The sequence below is a fragment of the Pseudomonas sp. GW821-FHT02A11 genome, from assembly GCF_059421985.1.
The window spans coordinates 143,666-160,074 of record NZ_JBWKWB010000004.1; the positions used below are offsets into that span (position 1 = coordinate 143,666).

Annotated in this window: 13 protein-coding genes; 6 read left to right on the forward strand and 7 right to left on the reverse strand. The window is 61.7% G+C overall.

Annotation, left to right across the window (positions count from 1 at the left end):
- Positions 1-229: 229 nt before the first annotated feature.
- From AC07V9_RS08175 to AC07V9_RS08185, 3 genes are all read right to left on the reverse strand, one after another.
- Complete coding sequence (locus tag AC07V9_RS08175; RefSeq protein ID WP_495015223.1) at positions 230-862, reverse strand: N-carbamoylsarcosine amidohydrolase; 633 nt, start codon at positions 860-862, stop codon at positions 230-232.
- 169 nt (positions 863-1,031) lie between these two features.
- Positions 1,032-1,850, reverse strand: a complete 819-nt coding sequence (locus AC07V9_RS08180) for an alpha/beta fold hydrolase (RefSeq protein ID WP_495015224.1) — start codon at positions 1,848-1,850, stop codon at positions 1,032-1,034.
- Positions 1,847-2,995: an FAD-dependent monooxygenase gene (locus AC07V9_RS08185; protein WP_495015225.1), complete on the reverse strand. Its 1,149-nt coding sequence runs from the start codon at positions 2,993-2,995 to the stop codon at positions 1,847-1,849. The genes AC07V9_RS08180 and AC07V9_RS08185 overlap by 4 nt, the downstream gene beginning before the upstream one ends.
- 355 nt (positions 2,996-3,350) lie before the next feature.
- Here AC07V9_RS08185 and AC07V9_RS08190 point away from each other — a divergent pair, with 355 nt between their 5' ends.
- From AC07V9_RS08190 to AC07V9_RS08205, 4 genes are all read left to right on the forward strand, one after another.
- A complete protein-coding gene (locus AC07V9_RS08190) occupies positions 3,351-4,400 on the forward strand; it encodes a 2,5-dihydroxypyridine 5,6-dioxygenase (RefSeq protein WP_495015226.1) in 1,050 nt (349 codons plus the stop codon).
- A gap of 212 nt (positions 4,401-4,612) precedes the next feature.
- Positions 4,613-5,071: a MarR family winged helix-turn-helix transcriptional regulator gene (locus AC07V9_RS08195; RefSeq protein ID WP_495015227.1), complete on the forward strand. Its 459-nt coding sequence runs from the start codon at positions 4,613-4,615 to the stop codon at positions 5,069-5,071.
- 262 nt (positions 5,072-5,333) lie between these two features.
- Entirely contained in the window at positions 5,334-5,822 is a 489-nt protein-coding gene (locus tag AC07V9_RS08200; RefSeq protein ID WP_495015228.1) for a (2Fe-2S)-binding protein, read from the forward strand.
- A 13-nt stretch (positions 5,823-5,835) separates the two neighbouring features.
- A complete protein-coding gene (locus AC07V9_RS08205; protein WP_495015229.1) occupies positions 5,836-9,417 on the forward strand; it encodes a molybdopterin cofactor-binding domain-containing protein in 3,582 nt (1,193 codons plus the stop codon).
- A 133-nt stretch (positions 9,418-9,550) separates the two neighbouring features.
- Here AC07V9_RS08205 and AC07V9_RS08210 read toward each other — a convergent pair whose 3' ends face one another.
- The 3 genes from AC07V9_RS08210 to AC07V9_RS08220 form a co-directional block, all read right to left on the reverse strand.
- Positions 9,551-10,204, reverse strand: a complete 654-nt coding sequence (locus AC07V9_RS08210) for a TetR family transcriptional regulator (protein WP_495015441.1) — start codon at positions 10,202-10,204, stop codon at positions 9,551-9,553.
- Positions 10,201-11,544 (reverse strand): CDP-diacylglycerol--serine O-phosphatidyltransferase, encoded by a 1,344-nt coding sequence (gene pssA / locus AC07V9_RS08215; RefSeq protein WP_495015230.1) that lies wholly within the window; start codon positions 11,542-11,544, stop codon positions 10,201-10,203. Before pssA ends, AC07V9_RS08210 begins: the two co-directional genes overlap by 4 nt.
- Before the next feature lie 199 nt (positions 11,545-11,743).
- Entirely contained in the window at positions 11,744-12,748 is a 1,005-nt protein-coding gene (locus AC07V9_RS08220; RefSeq protein WP_495015231.1) for an NADP-dependent oxidoreductase, read from the reverse strand.
- Between the two features lie 241 nt (positions 12,749-12,989).
- On the opposite strand from AC07V9_RS08220, the gene AC07V9_RS08225 reads away from it, so the two are divergent.
- A complete protein-coding gene (locus AC07V9_RS08225) occupies positions 12,990-13,751 on the forward strand; it encodes an SDR family oxidoreductase (protein WP_495015232.1) in 762 nt (253 codons plus the stop codon).
- 384 nt (positions 13,752-14,135) lie between these two features.
- On the opposite strand, the gene AC07V9_RS08230 is transcribed toward AC07V9_RS08225, so the two are convergent.
- A complete protein-coding gene (locus tag AC07V9_RS08230; RefSeq protein ID WP_495015233.1) occupies positions 14,136-14,711 on the reverse strand; it encodes a TetR/AcrR family transcriptional regulator in 576 nt (191 codons plus the stop codon).
- 177 nt (positions 14,712-14,888) lie between these two features.
- Between AC07V9_RS08230 and AC07V9_RS08235 the strand changes: the two genes are divergently transcribed.
- A complete protein-coding gene (locus AC07V9_RS08235) occupies positions 14,889-16,361 on the forward strand; it encodes a mechanosensitive ion channel family protein (RefSeq protein WP_495015234.1) in 1,473 nt (490 codons plus the stop codon).
- The last annotated feature ends 48 nt before the right edge of the window (positions 16,362-16,409 follow it).

Consider the following 16,409-nt stretch of genomic DNA (forward strand, 5'->3'; position numbering starts at 1 on the left):
CGTCCAGTTGTGTGCGCATTCGAAGCTGCGCGACCAGCGCTCTTTGGCCTGGTTCTGCCGACTGAACATCCGTTTCGGCCGGTGACGCGTACTGCGATCAGTCTGTTGATCGCCTGACCCCTGCGGGAGCGAATTCATTCGCGAGACGGTGGCGTGACCGACACATCTCCTGCGTCTGAACCCTTTTCGCAAATAAATTCGCTCCCACAGGTTAGGGCCGAGCTTGACGTCATTTGTTGAAGTGGCTGATGGCCTCCTGCTTACTCACCACATCGCCATATTTACTGTCGATGTCGAACAGGTTCGCTTCATGGGGATCGGGGTGGCGGTCGCCGACGCATTCGCGCACCACGATGGTCCGAAACCCGTGCTGCACCGCATCCACGGCTGTGGCCCGGATGCAGCCGCTGGTCGAGCAACCGGCCAGCACCACCGTGTCGATCCCTTGAGCGTGCAGCATCGATGCCAGCGAGGTGCCGAAGAACGAACTGGCGTACTGCTTGCTGATCACCACTTCCTCGGGCAGCGGCAGCACTTGTTCACAGAACGCCGCCAGGGGGTTGCCCTCGACCATGTCCTTCATCACCGGCGCCTTTTTCACCCAGATACCGCCGTCGGCGAAATGCGTCGGGTGGTAGCGGATGTTGGTGTGCACCACCGGGATTCCCTGCTGCCGCGCACAGGCCAGCAACTCGACGCTCTCGGCCACGGCACTGACCACCCCCGGTGCGAACAGCGGCGCGCCGGGTTGGGTGTAGCCCTGCATGAAATCGATCATCAACAGCGCCGGTTTCTGCCCGAAACCGATGCGGTTGCCCCACACGCCCTGGTAGTTGGCGTCGGCGCTTTGGTGTTCAGTCATTGCGTTCTCCTTTTAAGGCACGGCTTGAACCAGGCGTTCGATCTGAAATCTGGCGAACGACCCGTAGGAGCGCGCTTGCCCGCGATTGAGGTCTGCGCGGCGCATCTATGTCGACTGACACGACGCCATCGCGGGCAAGCGCGCTCCTACAGGTCATCTGCGTCTGGCGTTAGCTCAATGGCGCACCCAGAAAATCCCCAAACGCCGCAAAGAATCCCGGCAGGTTGTCCCAGGGAATCATGTGCCCGGCATTCTCGACCCGGGCTATCAGAATGTTCGGCTGCAACTGTCGGATCTCGGCTTCGTCTTCTGTCTGAATCACCCCACCGCGTCCTGCGACGATGAGCAGGGCAGGGACCGGAAGTTTCGGCAGGTCCTGATGGAAATCCACCTCATGGAAATCGTTGAGGGCGCGCACGATGGCCGGCTCGAAGCAGGTGTGCAGCCATTCGGCGCGCAGCTGCAGTTGCGCCTCGGTCCAGGTCGGGCAGAACGCGCGCATGTCGTCGGTGCTCATGCCGGTCTGCGCCTGGCGAATCGAATCCACATACCACGGCAGTTTCGACGGGTACTCGCGACGACCCGGGCCGGACACCGGCGGGTCGATCAGCACCAGGCTTTTCAGGCCGCGGGCGTTGCGCACCGAGGTCCGCGCGGCGAAACGCGCGCCCATGGAATGCCCCACCAAGTGATAACTCTCGATACCCATTGCCGCAGCAAAGGCGCTGATGTCGTCGGCGCAGGTGTCGACGCTGTAATCCAGATCGGGCCCGGTAGACGACAGGCCGCGACCACGGGCATCCAGCACGTAGGTGTCGAAGGACAGGCCCAAACGCTCGGCGACGAACCCCCAGGTGATCGCCGGGCTCGTGATGCCTGGAATCAGGATCAGCGCCGGTTTGCCGGCGTGTTGGGTGCCGCCGTAGCGCAGGTAATGCTGACGGATGCCGTTGGCTGCCACGTTGCCGCCCTGAATGAAGGTGCTCACGCAGCCACCCCCGATTTCAGCGGTTGGGCGTAGAGGTCGTAGCCATAAACCCAGGCCGGATCTTCCTGGGTGCGCAGCCAGGTATTGGCGTTGGACACGGCCTGCACGCGAGAGGCGCGCTCCTTGCGGTTGGCTTCGTAGAGTTCAAAGGCAGTGCGGTAGTCGCTGATGCCGGTTTCCTGCAGACAGCGGGTCAGCATCGCGGCGTCTTCGATGGCCATGCCGGCGCCTTGAGCCATGTGCGGTTTCATCGGGTGGCAGGCATCGCCCAGCAACACCAGACGACCACGACTCCACAGCGGCAGCGGGTTGCGGTTGAGCAGCGGCCACTTGGTCACGCTCTCGGTGGATTCGATCAGCGCCTGCACGGTGGGGTGGTAACCGGCGAAGGCTTCATACATCTCGGCCTGGCTGCTTGCGACGAAGTTACCGTCAAAATCCCACGCCGGGTGCGGCACGCCGGTGACGTAGTAGTACTCATCGCGCTTGCCGGTGGTGTGGTAGACCATCATGTGACGATCCTCGCTCCACCATTTGACGCAGTTTTCGAAATCCAGGTTGTACTTGGTCAGCACGTCGCTGCGAATCAGTGCGCGGTGAGCGACCCAGCCGCTGTACAGCGGTTTCTCGAAGCCCAGCAGCTCTTCGCGGATCTTGGAGTTGATGCCGTCGGCACCGATCACGATGTCGGCATCGGCGTGGGTGCCGTCGGCAAAGTTCAGGCGCACGCCGTTGTCGCGTTCTTCCAGGGTGGTCAGGCACTTGCTGAAGTGCACGCTGCCTGGCGCCAGGGTCGACATTTGTAGCGCGTGCAGGTCGCCGCGATGCACCGTGATGTAGGCCGCGCCATATTCCTTGCGGGAGAACTCGCCCAGGGCGATGCGCGACAGATAGTCACCGGTGGCGCCGTCGCGGCTGAACCAGAAGTCCGGGTGCGAGCCCATGTCGCTTAGTGGCTGCTCGATGCCCATGCGGCGAAAGATTTTCATGATGTTCGGACCCATGTGGATCCCGGCACCGATGCGCGAAAACTCCGGCGCTTGCTCGTAGACATCGACCTGGAAGCCTGCTTTCTGCAGCAGCGTGGCGGCGGCTGCGCCACCCAGACCGGCTCCGACGATGGCGATTTTTTGCGTAATGGACATGGCGCGCTTTCCTTCGTGTTTCGAGAGTTCTGGATGAACGGCTGGCGAATCAAGTCGACGCCGTTTTGCGTTTTTAGAGTGTATACGCTCATTTTTTGAAATGTGAATAGGTATTTCAAAAAAGACCGTCCGACGTCGTAAACAGGCATGTCACCCTTTGTAACCCCAAATTTACGTGGTGTGTGTCCACGGGTAACAAACTGGCGTGCCTATTGCAGACCACCTTCAATTGATGTCTTATCGCTTTTAATTAGTGTATACGCTGTAAAAAATGCACTAGTCTGAAGCGCGATGCCTTTCAGTGGTGCATGTGGGTTGGGTTGATGAACCCGCCCGGATGACGAGGAGACGAGAGATGCCGGTTAGCGATTGCGAATTGACCCAGATGTTCGAACACGTACTGAAACTGTCGAAAGTCGACACGACCCAGAGCGTTGCCGTGCTCAAGAGCCATTACTCCGATGCGCGCACGGTTCGCGCCGCGATGGACGCCGCGCAGCGCCTGGGGGCCAAGGTGTATGCGGTGGAATTGCCGTCGTTCAATCACCCCAAGGCCATGGGCAATGACATGACCGCTTACTGCGGCGATACCGCGCTGACCGGCAATCTTGCCGCGCAAAGAGCGTTGGAAGCGGCGGACCTGATCGTCGATACGATGATGCTGCTGCACTCTCCGGAGCAGGAGCAGATCCTCAAGACCGGCACGCGCATTCTGCTGGCGGTCGAGCCCCCGGAAGTGCTGGCGCGGATGCTGCCGACCCTGGCCGACAAAGAACGTGTGCTGGCGGCCGAACAGGTGCTCAAAGGCGCGCGTTCAATCCACGTGAAGTCCCGCGCAGGCAGCGATTTCCGTGCGCAGCTGGGGCAGTATCCTTCAGTCACCGAGTACGGTTTCGCCGATGAGCCTGGGCGTTGGGACCACTGGCCAAGCGGCTTTCTGTTCTCCTGGCCCAACGAAGAAACCGCCGAGGGCACGCTGGTCATCGACGTCGGCGACATCGTGCTGCCGTTCAAGACCTACTCCCGCGAGCAGATCACTCTGGAGATCGAAAAGGGCTTCATCACCCATATTCACGGCGGTTTCGAGGCCGAATACCTGCGCGATTACATGAAGTATTTCAACGACCCTGAGGTGTACGGCATCTCCCACATCGGCTGGGGCCTGCAACCGCGTGCGCAGTGGACGGCGATGGGCCTGCACGACAAGAACGACGGCATGTGCATGGACGCCCGGGCGTTCTACGGCAATTTCCTGTTCTCCACCGGGCCGAATACCGAAGTGGGCGGCAAGCGCAAAACGCCGTGCCATCTGGACATTCCGCTGCGCCATTGCGATATCTATCTGGATGACCTGGCGGTGGTGCTGGGCGGGGATGTGGTGGCTCCGGAGGCCTCGAAGGCCTGACGGATATCGGCTCAAGATCCAGCGTTTATTCTGTGGGAGCGAATTCATTCGCGAAAAATTTGCCAGGCAATACATCTCTATTGAATGTACTGGCCTCTCGCGAATGAATTCGCTCCCACAGTTTTGATCCGGGTGGGGCTTGAGACTCCCCTTAACCTGCTGCAACCGTTAATGTACCCACCACTTCCCCAAGCCCGCCGAACGAGTCATCCGTGTCCACTGACAACCCCAACAACAACGATCAGTCTTACACCTTTTCCGAGCAGGTCGGCCATTTGCTGCGCAAGGCCTACCAGCGGCATCTGGCGATTTTTCAGCAGAACGTTGGCGATTCGCAGCTCACCGCGGTGCAGTTCGTCACCCTCTGCGCCTTGCGCGATCACGGCCCCAGCTCGCAGACCGAACTGGTCAAGGCCACTGCGGTGGATCAGGCCACCATTCGCGGCATCGTCGACCGGCTCAAGGCCCGCGACCTGATCAGCCTGGACCCGGACCCGCAGGACCGGCGCAAGGTCATCTGCAGCCTCACCGACAGCGGCCTCCAATTGGTGCAGGAAACCGTGCCTCGCGCGGCGCAGATCAGCGAGATCACCCTGAGCAAGCTCAACCCCGCCGAACGCGTAGCGGTGTTGTTTTTGCTGCGCAAACTGATTGATGAGCCGGAAGAATAATTTCCGCGTTCAAACGTCCCTGCGCTGTGTCCCTCCTGTGGGAGCGAATTCATTCGCGAAAAATTAGCCAGGCGGTATATCTCTATCGGATGTACTGGTCCCTCGCGAATGAATTCCCTCCCACAGTTTGACCTCCATTCCTGCACGACAAACTTCGCCGTCTTACAGCCATTTCCCCACTGGCACGCTTCCTGCTCTCTTTTCATGAAGTAACCACTTCACCAAAAGTCCGAGACGGTGGGTAACAGATGGGGAACGCGATATGAGCGAGCAGCAGGTGGCGGGGGAGAAGACCGTGACCCTTCAGGTCAACGGTCAGGCCTCGTCCGTCACGGCCATGGCGGACACCCCGCTGTTACTGATTCTGCGCAACGACCTGCAGCTCAACGGCCCGAAATACGGCTGTGGCTTGGGGGAGTGCGGCGCGTGCACGGTGATCATCGACGGGGTGGCGGCGCGTTCGTGCGTGTTTCCGCTGGCCGGCGCCGAGGGGCGGGAGATCACTACGCTGGAGGGCATTGGCTCGCGCGAGTGCCCGCACCCGGTGCAACAGGCGTTCATCGCCGAGCAGGCTGCGCAATGCGGCTACTGCATGAACGGCATGATCATGACCGCCAAGGCCTTGCTCGACCGCAACCCGCACCCCAGCGAGGCCGAAATCCGCAATGAGCTGTCAGCCAACCTCTGCCGTTGCGGCACTCACATTGAAATCTTGCGCGCGGTCATGCGGGCCGCCCGTCACCCGCTTTGAACCGGATGCCCTCATGACCCAGACCACGCCCACCCGCGATTCCTTCCTGGCCAAAAACGGCGTCCTGCTCGTCGTCGATGACATCCTGCCGCCGTCCGGTCCCGTCGCCAAAGGCGGCACGCCGACGGTCAAGCCCAAGGAACTGGGGCTGTTCATCGCCATCGATGAGGACAACCGCGTCTACGCCTTCAACGGTCATGTCGATCTCGGCACCGGCATTCGCACCTCTCTTGCGCAGATCGTCGCCGAAGAACTCGACCTGCGCATGGATCAGGTGACCATGGTCCTGGGCGATACGGAGCGGGCGCCGAATCAGGGCGCGACCATCGCCAGCGCGACCTTGCAGATTTCCGCGATTCCCCTGCGCAACGCTGCGGCCGAAGCCCGACGCTATCTATTAAAGGAAGCCGCTGAACGCTGGGCGGTCGACGCAGAGTCGCTGATCATCGAAAACGGCGTGATCAAGGCGCCGGACGGGCGCACTGCGACCTTCGGCGAGTTAATCGTCGACCAGCACATCGAGCTGCGTATTTCCGGCGACGCACCGCTCAAGCGTCTCGAAGATTACAAGCTGGTGGGCACGGTCGCACAACGGGTCGACATTCCGGGCAAGGCCACCGGGGAATTGACCTACGTTCACGACATGCGCCTGCCCGACATGCTCCACGGGCGGGTCGTTCGCCCGCCCTATGCGGGCTATGACACAGGCGAGTTCGTCGGCACCAGCCTGCTGGAAGTGGACGAATCCTCCATCGCCCACATTCCCGGCATCGTCCGCGTGGTGGTGATTCGCGATTTCGTCGGCGTGGTGGCGATGCGCGAGGAGCAGGCAGCCAAGGCGGCGAACGCGCTGAAAGTCACCTGGAAGCCGTGGCAGCATCAATTGCCGGACATGAGCGATGTCGAGCAAGCCATTCGTGACAACCCCAAGGTGCAGCGCGTGGTGCTGGACAAGGGCAACGTCGACGAAGCGCTGAACACCGCCAGCGAACGGATGACCCGCACCTATCTGTGGCCCTACCAGATTCACGGCTCCATCGGACCTTCCTGTGGGCTGGCAGACTACAGAGACGACGGCATTCGCATCTGGTCCGGCACGCAAAATCCCCACATGCTGCGCGCCGATATCGCCTGGTTGCTGGAGTACCCTGAAGAGCAAATCGAGATCATCCGCATGGAAGCGGCGGGGTGCTATGGGCGCAACTGCGCCGATGACGTGTGCGCCGACGCGGTGTTGCTGTCCCGCGCGGTCGGCCTGCCGGTGCGCGTGCAACTGACCCGTGAGCAGGAGCACGCGTGGGAACCAAAAGGTACCGCGCAACTGATGGAAGTCGACGGCGGCCTGACTGCCGAAGGCGGCGTGGCCGGTTACGACTTCACCACCAGCTACCCCTCCAACAACTCGCCGACCCTGGCGCTGCTGCTCACCGGGCGGGTCGATCCGGTGGCAGTGATGTTCGAAATGGGCGACCGCACGTCGATCCCGCCCTACGATTTCGAGCACATGCGCGTGACCATCAACGACATGGCGCCGATTGTCCGCGCGTCGTGGATGCGCGGTGTGTCGGCCTTGCCCAACACGTTTGCCCACGAGTCCTACATCGACGAACTGGCCTTCGCCGCGGGCGTTGATCCAGTGGAATACCGCCTGCGTTATCTGCACGACGAGCGCGCCTCGGAACTGGTGCGCGCCACCGCTGCGCGCGCCGACTGGTCGCCACGCACCCGGCCGATGCAGACCCCCGAAGAAGACGGCGTGCTGCGAGGGCGCGGGTTTGCCTATGCCCGTTACATCCACAGCAAATTCCCAGGCTTTGGCGCGGCGTGGGCGGCCTGGGTCGCGGACGTGGCGGTGGACAAGCACACCGGCGATGTTTCGGTGACGCGGGTGGTGATCGGCCATGACGCCGGGATGATGGTCAACCCGGCTGGCGTGCAACATCAGATCCACGGCAACGTGATTCAGTCCACCAGCCGCGTGCTCAAGGAGCGGGTGACGTTCGAGGAGTCGACCATCGCCAGCAAGGAGTGGGGCGGGTATCCGATCCTGACCTTTCCCGAGGTGCCCAAGGTCGACGTGATGATGATGCCGCGCCAGGCCGAACCGCCCATGGGCGCGGGAGAATCAGCCTCGGTGCCTAGCGCAGCGGCGATTGCCAACGCGATTTATGACGCCACCGGTATTCGTTTCCGCGAGCTGCCGATCACCGCCGAACGTGTGTTGGCGGCGTTGAAAACCGCAGGCGACGATGCCAACAGCACCCCGCCCGAGTCGCCCAAGGCCAAGCGCTCGAAATGGCTGTTTGGTACGCTGTTCGCCGCCTTTGGTGCGGTGTTGGGCATGGCCGCAACGGCGTTGCCCTGGCGCGCCGAAATCGCGCCGATCGCGCCGCCCAGTGCCGGCACCTGGTCGGCAGCAACCCTTGAACGTGGGCGACTGCTGGCATCGGCAGGGGATTGCGCGGTCTGCCACACCGCGCCTGGCGGGGTACAGAACGCGGGCGGCCTGGCCATGCAAACCCCATTCGGCACCTTATACAGCAGCAACATCACGCCAGACCCGGAGACCGGCATCGGTAACTGGTCCTATCCTGCGTTCGAACGGGCGATGCGTGACGGCATCCGTCGCGATGGCAAACACCTGTACCCGGCGTTTCCCTACACGGCCTTTCGCAACATCGACGATGCCGACATGCAGGCGCTGTATGCGTACCTGATGTCGCAAACCCCGGTCAAACAGGTGCAGCCAGCCAACGACATGCAGTTCCCGTTCAACATGCGGCCGTTGATGGCGGGCTGGAACGCGTTGTTTCTGCGCAAGGGCGAGGTGCAGGCCAAGCCTGAGCAGAGTGCCCAGTGGAATCGCGGGCAGTATCTGGTCAACGGGCTCGGGCACTGCGCGGCCTGTCATTCGCCGCGCAATGTGATGGGCGCGGAGAAAGGCGGGGCGTCGTTTCTCGCGGGCGGCATGGTCGACGGCTGGGAGGCGCCAGCCCTCAACAGCCTGTCGAAGTCGCCGACGCCGTGGACCGAAGACCAGCTGTTCAACTACCTGAGCACGGGCTATTCCGATGCCCACGGCGTGGCGGCGGGGCCGATGGGGCCGGTGGTCTCGGAGCTGTCGAAACTGCCGAAGTCGGACGTGCGGGCAATGGCGGTGTACCTGGCTTCGCTGAACGGCTCGGCCGATGCGGCGCCATCGACTGCTTCACCCTCCACACCCGTTGCTGTCCCGCAACCGAGTGTCACGGCGCAGGCGTTGAGCAACGGTCAGCGGGTGTTCGAGGGGTCGTGTCAGGGCTGTCACGCCGACGGTCTTGGGCCGAAACTGTTTGGTGTCAGCCCTTCACTGGCGAGCAATACCAACGTGCACAGCGCGCTGCCGGATAACCTGATCAAGGTGATTCAACAGGGGATTTCCAACCCGGCAACGCGGGATCTGGGCTACATGCCGGGGTTCAAGGACAGTTTGAGCGACACGCAGATCAGCGACCTGGCCGCGTACTTGCGCAACCGGTTCGCGCCGAATGAGCCGCAGTGGGCGGGGTTGCAGGAGAAGGTCGCGTATCTGAAGGCCAATCCCGGCACTCACTGACCGCAGGTATTCCAGAGAACCAACACTGTACCTGTAAGCTTCTGGAGGTTACGACAGTGGCGAAAGCGTCCTGTCTGACACATCGCCTTCGCCACCGTCGTAACCTCCGCAAGCTCCTACAGTGGATTTGTGTTTACTGCTGAATCGGCAACACCCTCACCCCACGCACCACCAGATCCTGAATAAACGCCAGCCAGTCCTGCCGCTGCCCCTGACCGGCCATGTCCTGCCCCAGGAATGAGGTCAGGGTGTGCAGGTTGGAGTTATAGAAGTAACAGAGCGACGCGATCATCAGGTACACATGCTTGAGGTCGACATCCTCTCGAAACAGCCCCTGCTGCTGGCCTGATTCGATGATCGGCCTGAGCACGCCCACCGCTTCACCCGACAACCTGCGCAGCTCGCTGGACTGCTTGGCGTGCTTGCCCTTGTGCAGGTTTTCGATGCTGAGGATGGCGACGAATTCAGGGTGCTGCACGTAGTAATCCCAGACGAACGCCACCAGTTGACGCAGGGTTTGCACCGGCGTCGACGGGTCGAGTTCAAGGGTGCTTTCGGCCTGGTTGAAGCGTTCGTAGGTGTGTTCAAGCACCTTGACGAACAGCTTTTCCTTGCTGCCGAAGTAGTAATAGATCATCCGGTCGTTGGACTCGGCTTCTGCCGAAATCTTCTCGATCCGCCCGCCCGAGTAGCCATCGCGGGTGAACACCGTGATCGCCGCCTTGAGAATGCGCGCGCGGGTTTCTTCGGCCTGTAGCGCGCGCACGCCGGTGTTCTTGCTCATCAGAGAATCCGGTAGAGCAGGCGTTCGACACGCACCCGGCTGACCCGGCGTAGAAAAGTACGCACGCCGGTTGGGTACTCGCTGAGGGTGTCCAGCTCGTCGAACTTGCCCACGCGATGGGTGTTGCGCATCAGCAGGTCGAGCTCTTCGGCACGGGGTTTGAGCCAGGCGCCCTTGGGATCGTCGATGAGCACGGCGTTTTCCAGGTCGAGCTGGAAGGCGCGGGGGTTGAGGTTGTTGCCGGTGAGCAGGGTGTAGCGCTCGTCCGACCACAGGCCCTTGAGGTGAAAGGTGTTGTCGCCGTCCTTCCACAGGTGAATGTTCAGGTTGTGCCGCTCGACCGCCGTCTGATGCTTTTGCATGAAGCGGCGCAGGCTGATCTCGTACAGGTACGGCAGCGCGGAGATGACCTTGAACGGCTCCTGGGGCGGGATGAAAAAGTCGTTGGCGGTCTTGTCGCCGATGATGATGTCGACTTTGACCCCACGCTTGAGCGCACGGTTGATCTCGCGTTTGACCACCAGCGGCATGTTGAAATACGGCGTGCACAGGGTCAGCTGATGCCGTGTCTCAGCGATCAGGTCGCACAGCACTTTGCTCAGCGGGTTCTTGTTGCCGATGCCCAGCAGCGGAATGACGCGCAGTTCACCGTTCTCGCGAATGCCTTCATTGACGTCATAGCTGGCGCGCTTGAGGCGTTGGCGGAACTGGCGGATTTCCCCGCGAATGCTGCGCGAGGAGGGCGGTGACGGCAGGTCGAGGCGGTGCACGGCGTCGGACGGCAGGATGTCCTTTTGCACCAGGCGCTGGAACGAGTCGGCCAGGTCCTTGTTTTGCAGCAATTGGTAGCGATCGAGGCGGTATTTGCCGAGTTTGTGCAGGTACACGTTGTTGATGCTGGCGCCGGTGTAGATCACCCAGTCATCGATCACGCTGCCCTTGAGGTGAAGCACACCGAACAGCTCGCGGGTCTGCACCGGCACGCCGTAAATCGGCACTTCCTGATCGTGCTCCAGGTTTTGCGCCTGATACCACGCCGAGTTTCCGGCCTGCTTGCCCGCGCCGATCAACCCGCGCTGAGCGCGAAACCAGTCGACCAGCACGACGACGTCCAGCGCCGGGTTCGCGGCCTTGGCGGCATACAGCGCATCGAGGATCTCCTGACCGGCTTCATCCTGCTGCAGGTACAGCGCCACGATATAGATGCGCCGGGTCGCCGAGGCGATCTTCTCCAGCAACGTGCGCCGATAGTCGGCAGCGCTCGGCAAAATGGTGATCGCCGCGCTGGACGATTCGAAACCGCGCAGCGCCGCAAGGGTAGAACGTCGGAAGGGAGCCCGCATAAGCCTCTCGAGGGGTCGAAATCAACAGCGCACGAGCTTACACCAGAGTGCGCCTTGTGGTGCTTTCGGCAGCGAGATCGATGACTTGTTCAGCGAAATTTCAGGGAATGGGAGGCAGGGCAGCGAAGCAGCCCGGCGTACCGGCGGTAGCGATTTCAAGGTCACCGCCGCCGGTCAATTGTGCTGCCATGCGCAGCGTCTAAACCTTCAGCACCAGCTTGCCGTTGTTCTCGCCCTTGAACAGCATCTGCAAGGTTTCCGGGAACGTCTCCAGCCCGTCGACCACGTGCTCCTTGCTCTTGAGCTTGCCTTGGGCAAGCCAGCCGGCCATTTCCATGCCGGCCTTGGCGAAGTGCTCGGCGTGGTCCATGACCACAAAGCCTTCCATGCGCGCGCGGTTGACCAGCAGCGACAGGTAATTGGCCGGGCCCTTCACCGCTTCCTTATTGTTGTACTGGCTGATCGCGCCGCAGATCACCACCCGCGCCTTGAGCGCCAGACGGGTGAGCACGGCGTCGAGAATGTCGCCGCCGACATTGTCAAAATACACGTTCACGCCATTGGGGCATTCGCGTTTCAGGCCGGCGTGAATGTCTTCGCTCTTGTAGTCGATGGCGCCGTCGAAGCCGAATTCGTCGATCAGGGTCTGGCATTTGTCCTTGCCACCGGCGATGCCGATTACCCGGCAGCCCTTGATTTTGGCGATTTGCCCGGCGACGCTGCCCACTGCACCGGCGGCGCCGGAGATCACCACGGTGTCACCGGCTTTCGGTTGACCGACTTCCAGCAAGGCGAAATAAGCCGACATCCCGGTCATGCCCAGCGCGGCGAGGTAAACGGGCAGAGGCAGCAACTTGGGGTCGACCTTGTGAAAGCCCTTGGGCTCGCCGACGAAATAATCCTGAACCCCGAGCACGCCTTGCACGTAATCGCCGACCGCGAATGTCGGGTTCTGCGATTCGATCACCTTGCCTACACCCAATGCGCGCATCACATCGCCCAGCCCGACCGGCGCGATGTAGGACTTGCCCTCGTTCATCCAGCCGCGCATTGCCGGGTCCAGCGACAGGTATTCGCTTTTCACCAGCACCTGGCCTGGCGCCACATCGGCTACGGGCACGGTCTGAAAGGTGAAGTCCTCTCGGGTCGCAGAGCCTTTAGGGCGGCGGGCCAGGAGAAATTGGCGGTTGTTCAGCGCGGTCATGGCAGCTTCCTGATCGAAAGGGGAAACGCCAGTGATAGACCGCCACTGGCCTGATCGCAAGTAAAGCCCGTGCAGCGAATGCGCGGCGATCCATGCGATTAATGGTTTGGGACTGCCGCCATCACTGCAATGCATAAGCCCGTAACCGGGGCTTTGATAGTGCTGATGCAAGCGCAGCGCCCGTCGCTAGACTGGACCTCATGCAGATCACCTGCTTCTCTCATCACAACAGGGCACATCCATGAGCATGACTTTTTCCGGGCAGGTGGCGCTGGTCACCGGCGCCGCAGCAGGCATCGGCCGCGCGACCGCACTGGCGTTTGCCGAGCAGGGTTTGAAGGTGGTGGCCGTGGATCTGGACAGCGACGGCGGGGAAGGCACCGCCGAGTTGATTCGTCAGGCAGGCGGTGAGGCACTGTTTCTGCGTTGCGACGTCACCAAAGAAGCCGAAGTCCAGCAGATGATGATCCGGGCCGTCGACGCGTTCGGCCGGGTCGACTATGCCTTCAACAACGCTGGCATCGAGATCGAAAAAGGCCGACTGGCCGAGGGCAGCGAGGCAGAGTTCGACGCGATCATGGGCGTCAACGTCAAGGGCGTCTGGCTGTGCATGAAGTATCAGCTGCCGGTGATGCTGGCCCAGGGCGGCGGCGCCATCGTCAACACCGCGTCGGTGGCAGGATTGGGTGCAGCGCCGAAGATGAGCATCTACGCGGCGTCGAAACACGCGGTGATCGGCCTGACCAAATCAGCGGCCATCGAGTACGCGAAGAAGCAGATCCGGGTCAACGCCGTGTGCCCTGCGGTGATCGACACCGATATGTTTCGCCGCGCCCACGAGGCCGATCCGCGCAAGGCCGAATTCGCCGCGACCATGCACCCGGTGGGACGCATCGGCAAGGTCGAGGAAATCGCCGCCGCCGTGCTGTACCTGTGCAGCGATGGCGCCGCATTCACCACCGGGCATTCGCTGGCGGTGGATGGCGGGGTCACAGCGTTCTGACACACCACACCGATTCACGCCGTACCCCTGTAGGAGACGTCGGAGGTTACGACGGCCGCGAAAAGCGGTGTGCCAGCTATACATCAGTTGCCTGACACTCCCTCTTCGCCACTGTCGCACAGCTCCAGCAGCTCCCACAGAGGCACAGTTCACGTGATTCACGCCTATCCCTGTAGGAGCAGTCGGAGGTTACGACGGCCGCGAAAGCGGTGTGCCAGCTATACATCAGTTGCCTGACACTCCCTCTTCGCCACTGTCGCACAGCTCCAGCAGCTCCCACAGGGGCACAGTTCACGTGATTCACGCTTTATTCCCGTAGGAGCAGCCGGAGGTCACGACGGCCGCGAAAGCGGTGTGTCAGCTAAATATCGGTGTACCAGCGTTTTAAGCGTCCAAAGCCTTGAGCAGGGTTTTGCCGGTATTGAGCAACTCCGCCACCAGCTCCTCATCGGTCACCGCCCGCGACAACCCGATCGCGCCGACCAGCGTACACATCGCCAGTAACGCCTGAGCGCGTTTCTTGGCCGGTTGTTTGCTGCTGGTCAGTGCGGCGATGACCGACAGCTCGTTCTGCAATTCGCGGGTGTATAGGTCGCGAACCGGCTCGCTGCTGCGGGCCACGTCGTTCATCACAGCAGCCAACGCGCAGCCTGAACCCGGATCGTTCAGATGCCGCTCGGAAAGGTAGCTTTCCACCAGATCGGTCAGGGTCAGGGTGGAGTCCGGTTCCAGATACTTTTCCAGCTTCAGTGCGCGTTTGTTGAACGCACATTGCAGCGCCTCTTCGACCAGTTTTTCCCTGGATTCGAAATGCTTGTAGAACCCGCCGCCGGTCCGCCCGGCTTCCTTCATCAGGTCGGACACGCCAATGCCGTTCAGCCCGACCTCGCGAAAACGCTCGGCGGCCAGGTTGACGATGTGTTCATGGATAACGGCTTTTTCCGCCTGTGAGCGCGACATGAGATTCTCCGGTGACCGTTTTCAACGCTATTTGGCGAGTGATCATACGCCAGATTTCCCGCCAAGAACGCCTCCCGCAAGCTAGCCATCTACTGGGCTCGGGTGTGAAAACCGCTGCCGTGCGCCTTATTGGGGATCAGCTAAGCTCCATGGGCTGTCCACCTTCAGGGAGCTTCGATGGATCATTTGTGGTTCGCGTATCCACTCGTTAGTGCGTCGGTCTTGCTGGTCATCGATCTGGTGCTCTGGCAGTGGCTGCACCCCCGGCTGCTGCGGCGCAGGCTGGCTTGTCGGCTGGTGCTGTTCGTGCTGTTCAGCATGGCACTGCTCGATGGCGGCATGAGCCCGTTGTATCCGGTACCCGACACGCTTTCCGGGCCGCGCCACGTATTGGCGACGATCCTGACCATTGCCTGGTGGCTGTTCGGCGCGCGCACCCTCACTGTGCTGGCGGTGGTGGTCATGGAACCGCGCATCGGTGGCAAGGGCCATCTGCTGCAGGACGTGATGGGCGCGATTATCTTTCTCGTCGCAACTGTCGCAGCAGCGGGGTATGTGCTCGATTTACCGGTCAAAGGCCTGCTGGCGACTTCCGGTGCCGTGGCGATCATTCTCGGTCTGGCGGTGCAGAGCACCCTGGGCGACGTGTTTTCCGGGATCGTGCTCAACGCCACCAAGCCGTTTCGGGTCGATGACTGGATTCGCGTTGACGACATCGAAGGCAAGGTCATCGAAATCGACTGGCGCTCCACCCATCTGCTGACCTCCGAAGGCAGCATGGCGGTGATCCCCAACGCCATGGCGGCCAAGACCCGAATCGTCAATTTCAGCCGCCCCGACCATTTTCATTCCGTGACCCTGAGCATCGAATTGCCCACCCGATTGCGCCCCAGCCTGGTGCTCGACTCCCTGGACAAGGCGCTGCTGGGTTGCCGCGAACTGCTCAGCCAGCCCAAGGCCTCGGCGGTGGTGGTGAAGTCCGGCCTGCGCAGCGTTGAATATGAAGTGACCGGGTACGTGAAGTCCCGCGACCGCCGTTCCGCCGTGCGCAATCAGCTGTACGACCTCATTCATCGTCAGCTGGCGTCCACTGAGACGCGGCTTGATCAGTCTCGCGCCAGCACGCGGCAATCGGCGGTACTCAATACCGTTGGCGCGCTGCGCATGCTCAGCGACGAGGACCGCGCGCAGCTTGAGCAGCACATGCATTTGGGGGCCTACGGGGCCAAGGATGTGGTGCTGGCCGAAGGGATTGTCCCCAATGCCCTCTATATCATTGAGTCCGGGGTCATGTCGGTGTCGATCCAGCGCCCGGACGGCTGGATGGAAGTGGGGCGCATGGGTCCTGGCGAGTTGTTCGGCGAAACCGGTTTCGTCGACGGGACGGCCACGGTGGGACGCTTTTGCGCCTACACCGACTGCATGATCTATCGCATCGACAAGGCCGACCTTGAGTTTTGGCTGCAAGAGCACAGTGAATTGATCGGCGCCTTGGCGGGGCTGGCGAAATTCCGCAGCAAGGCCCACGCGGCAATGCTGGAAACCAAGCCGGTGATCAGCGACCCCAGCGGCTTCATGGGCTGGCTGCGTAAGAGCGTCACGCGCTTTCAGGTGAATCGCGGGCCGGGGCCGAATGACAAGATGAGCTGATTTTTCGCACAAACGTCCCGGCTGATTCGTGATCCGCTATCCGGGACA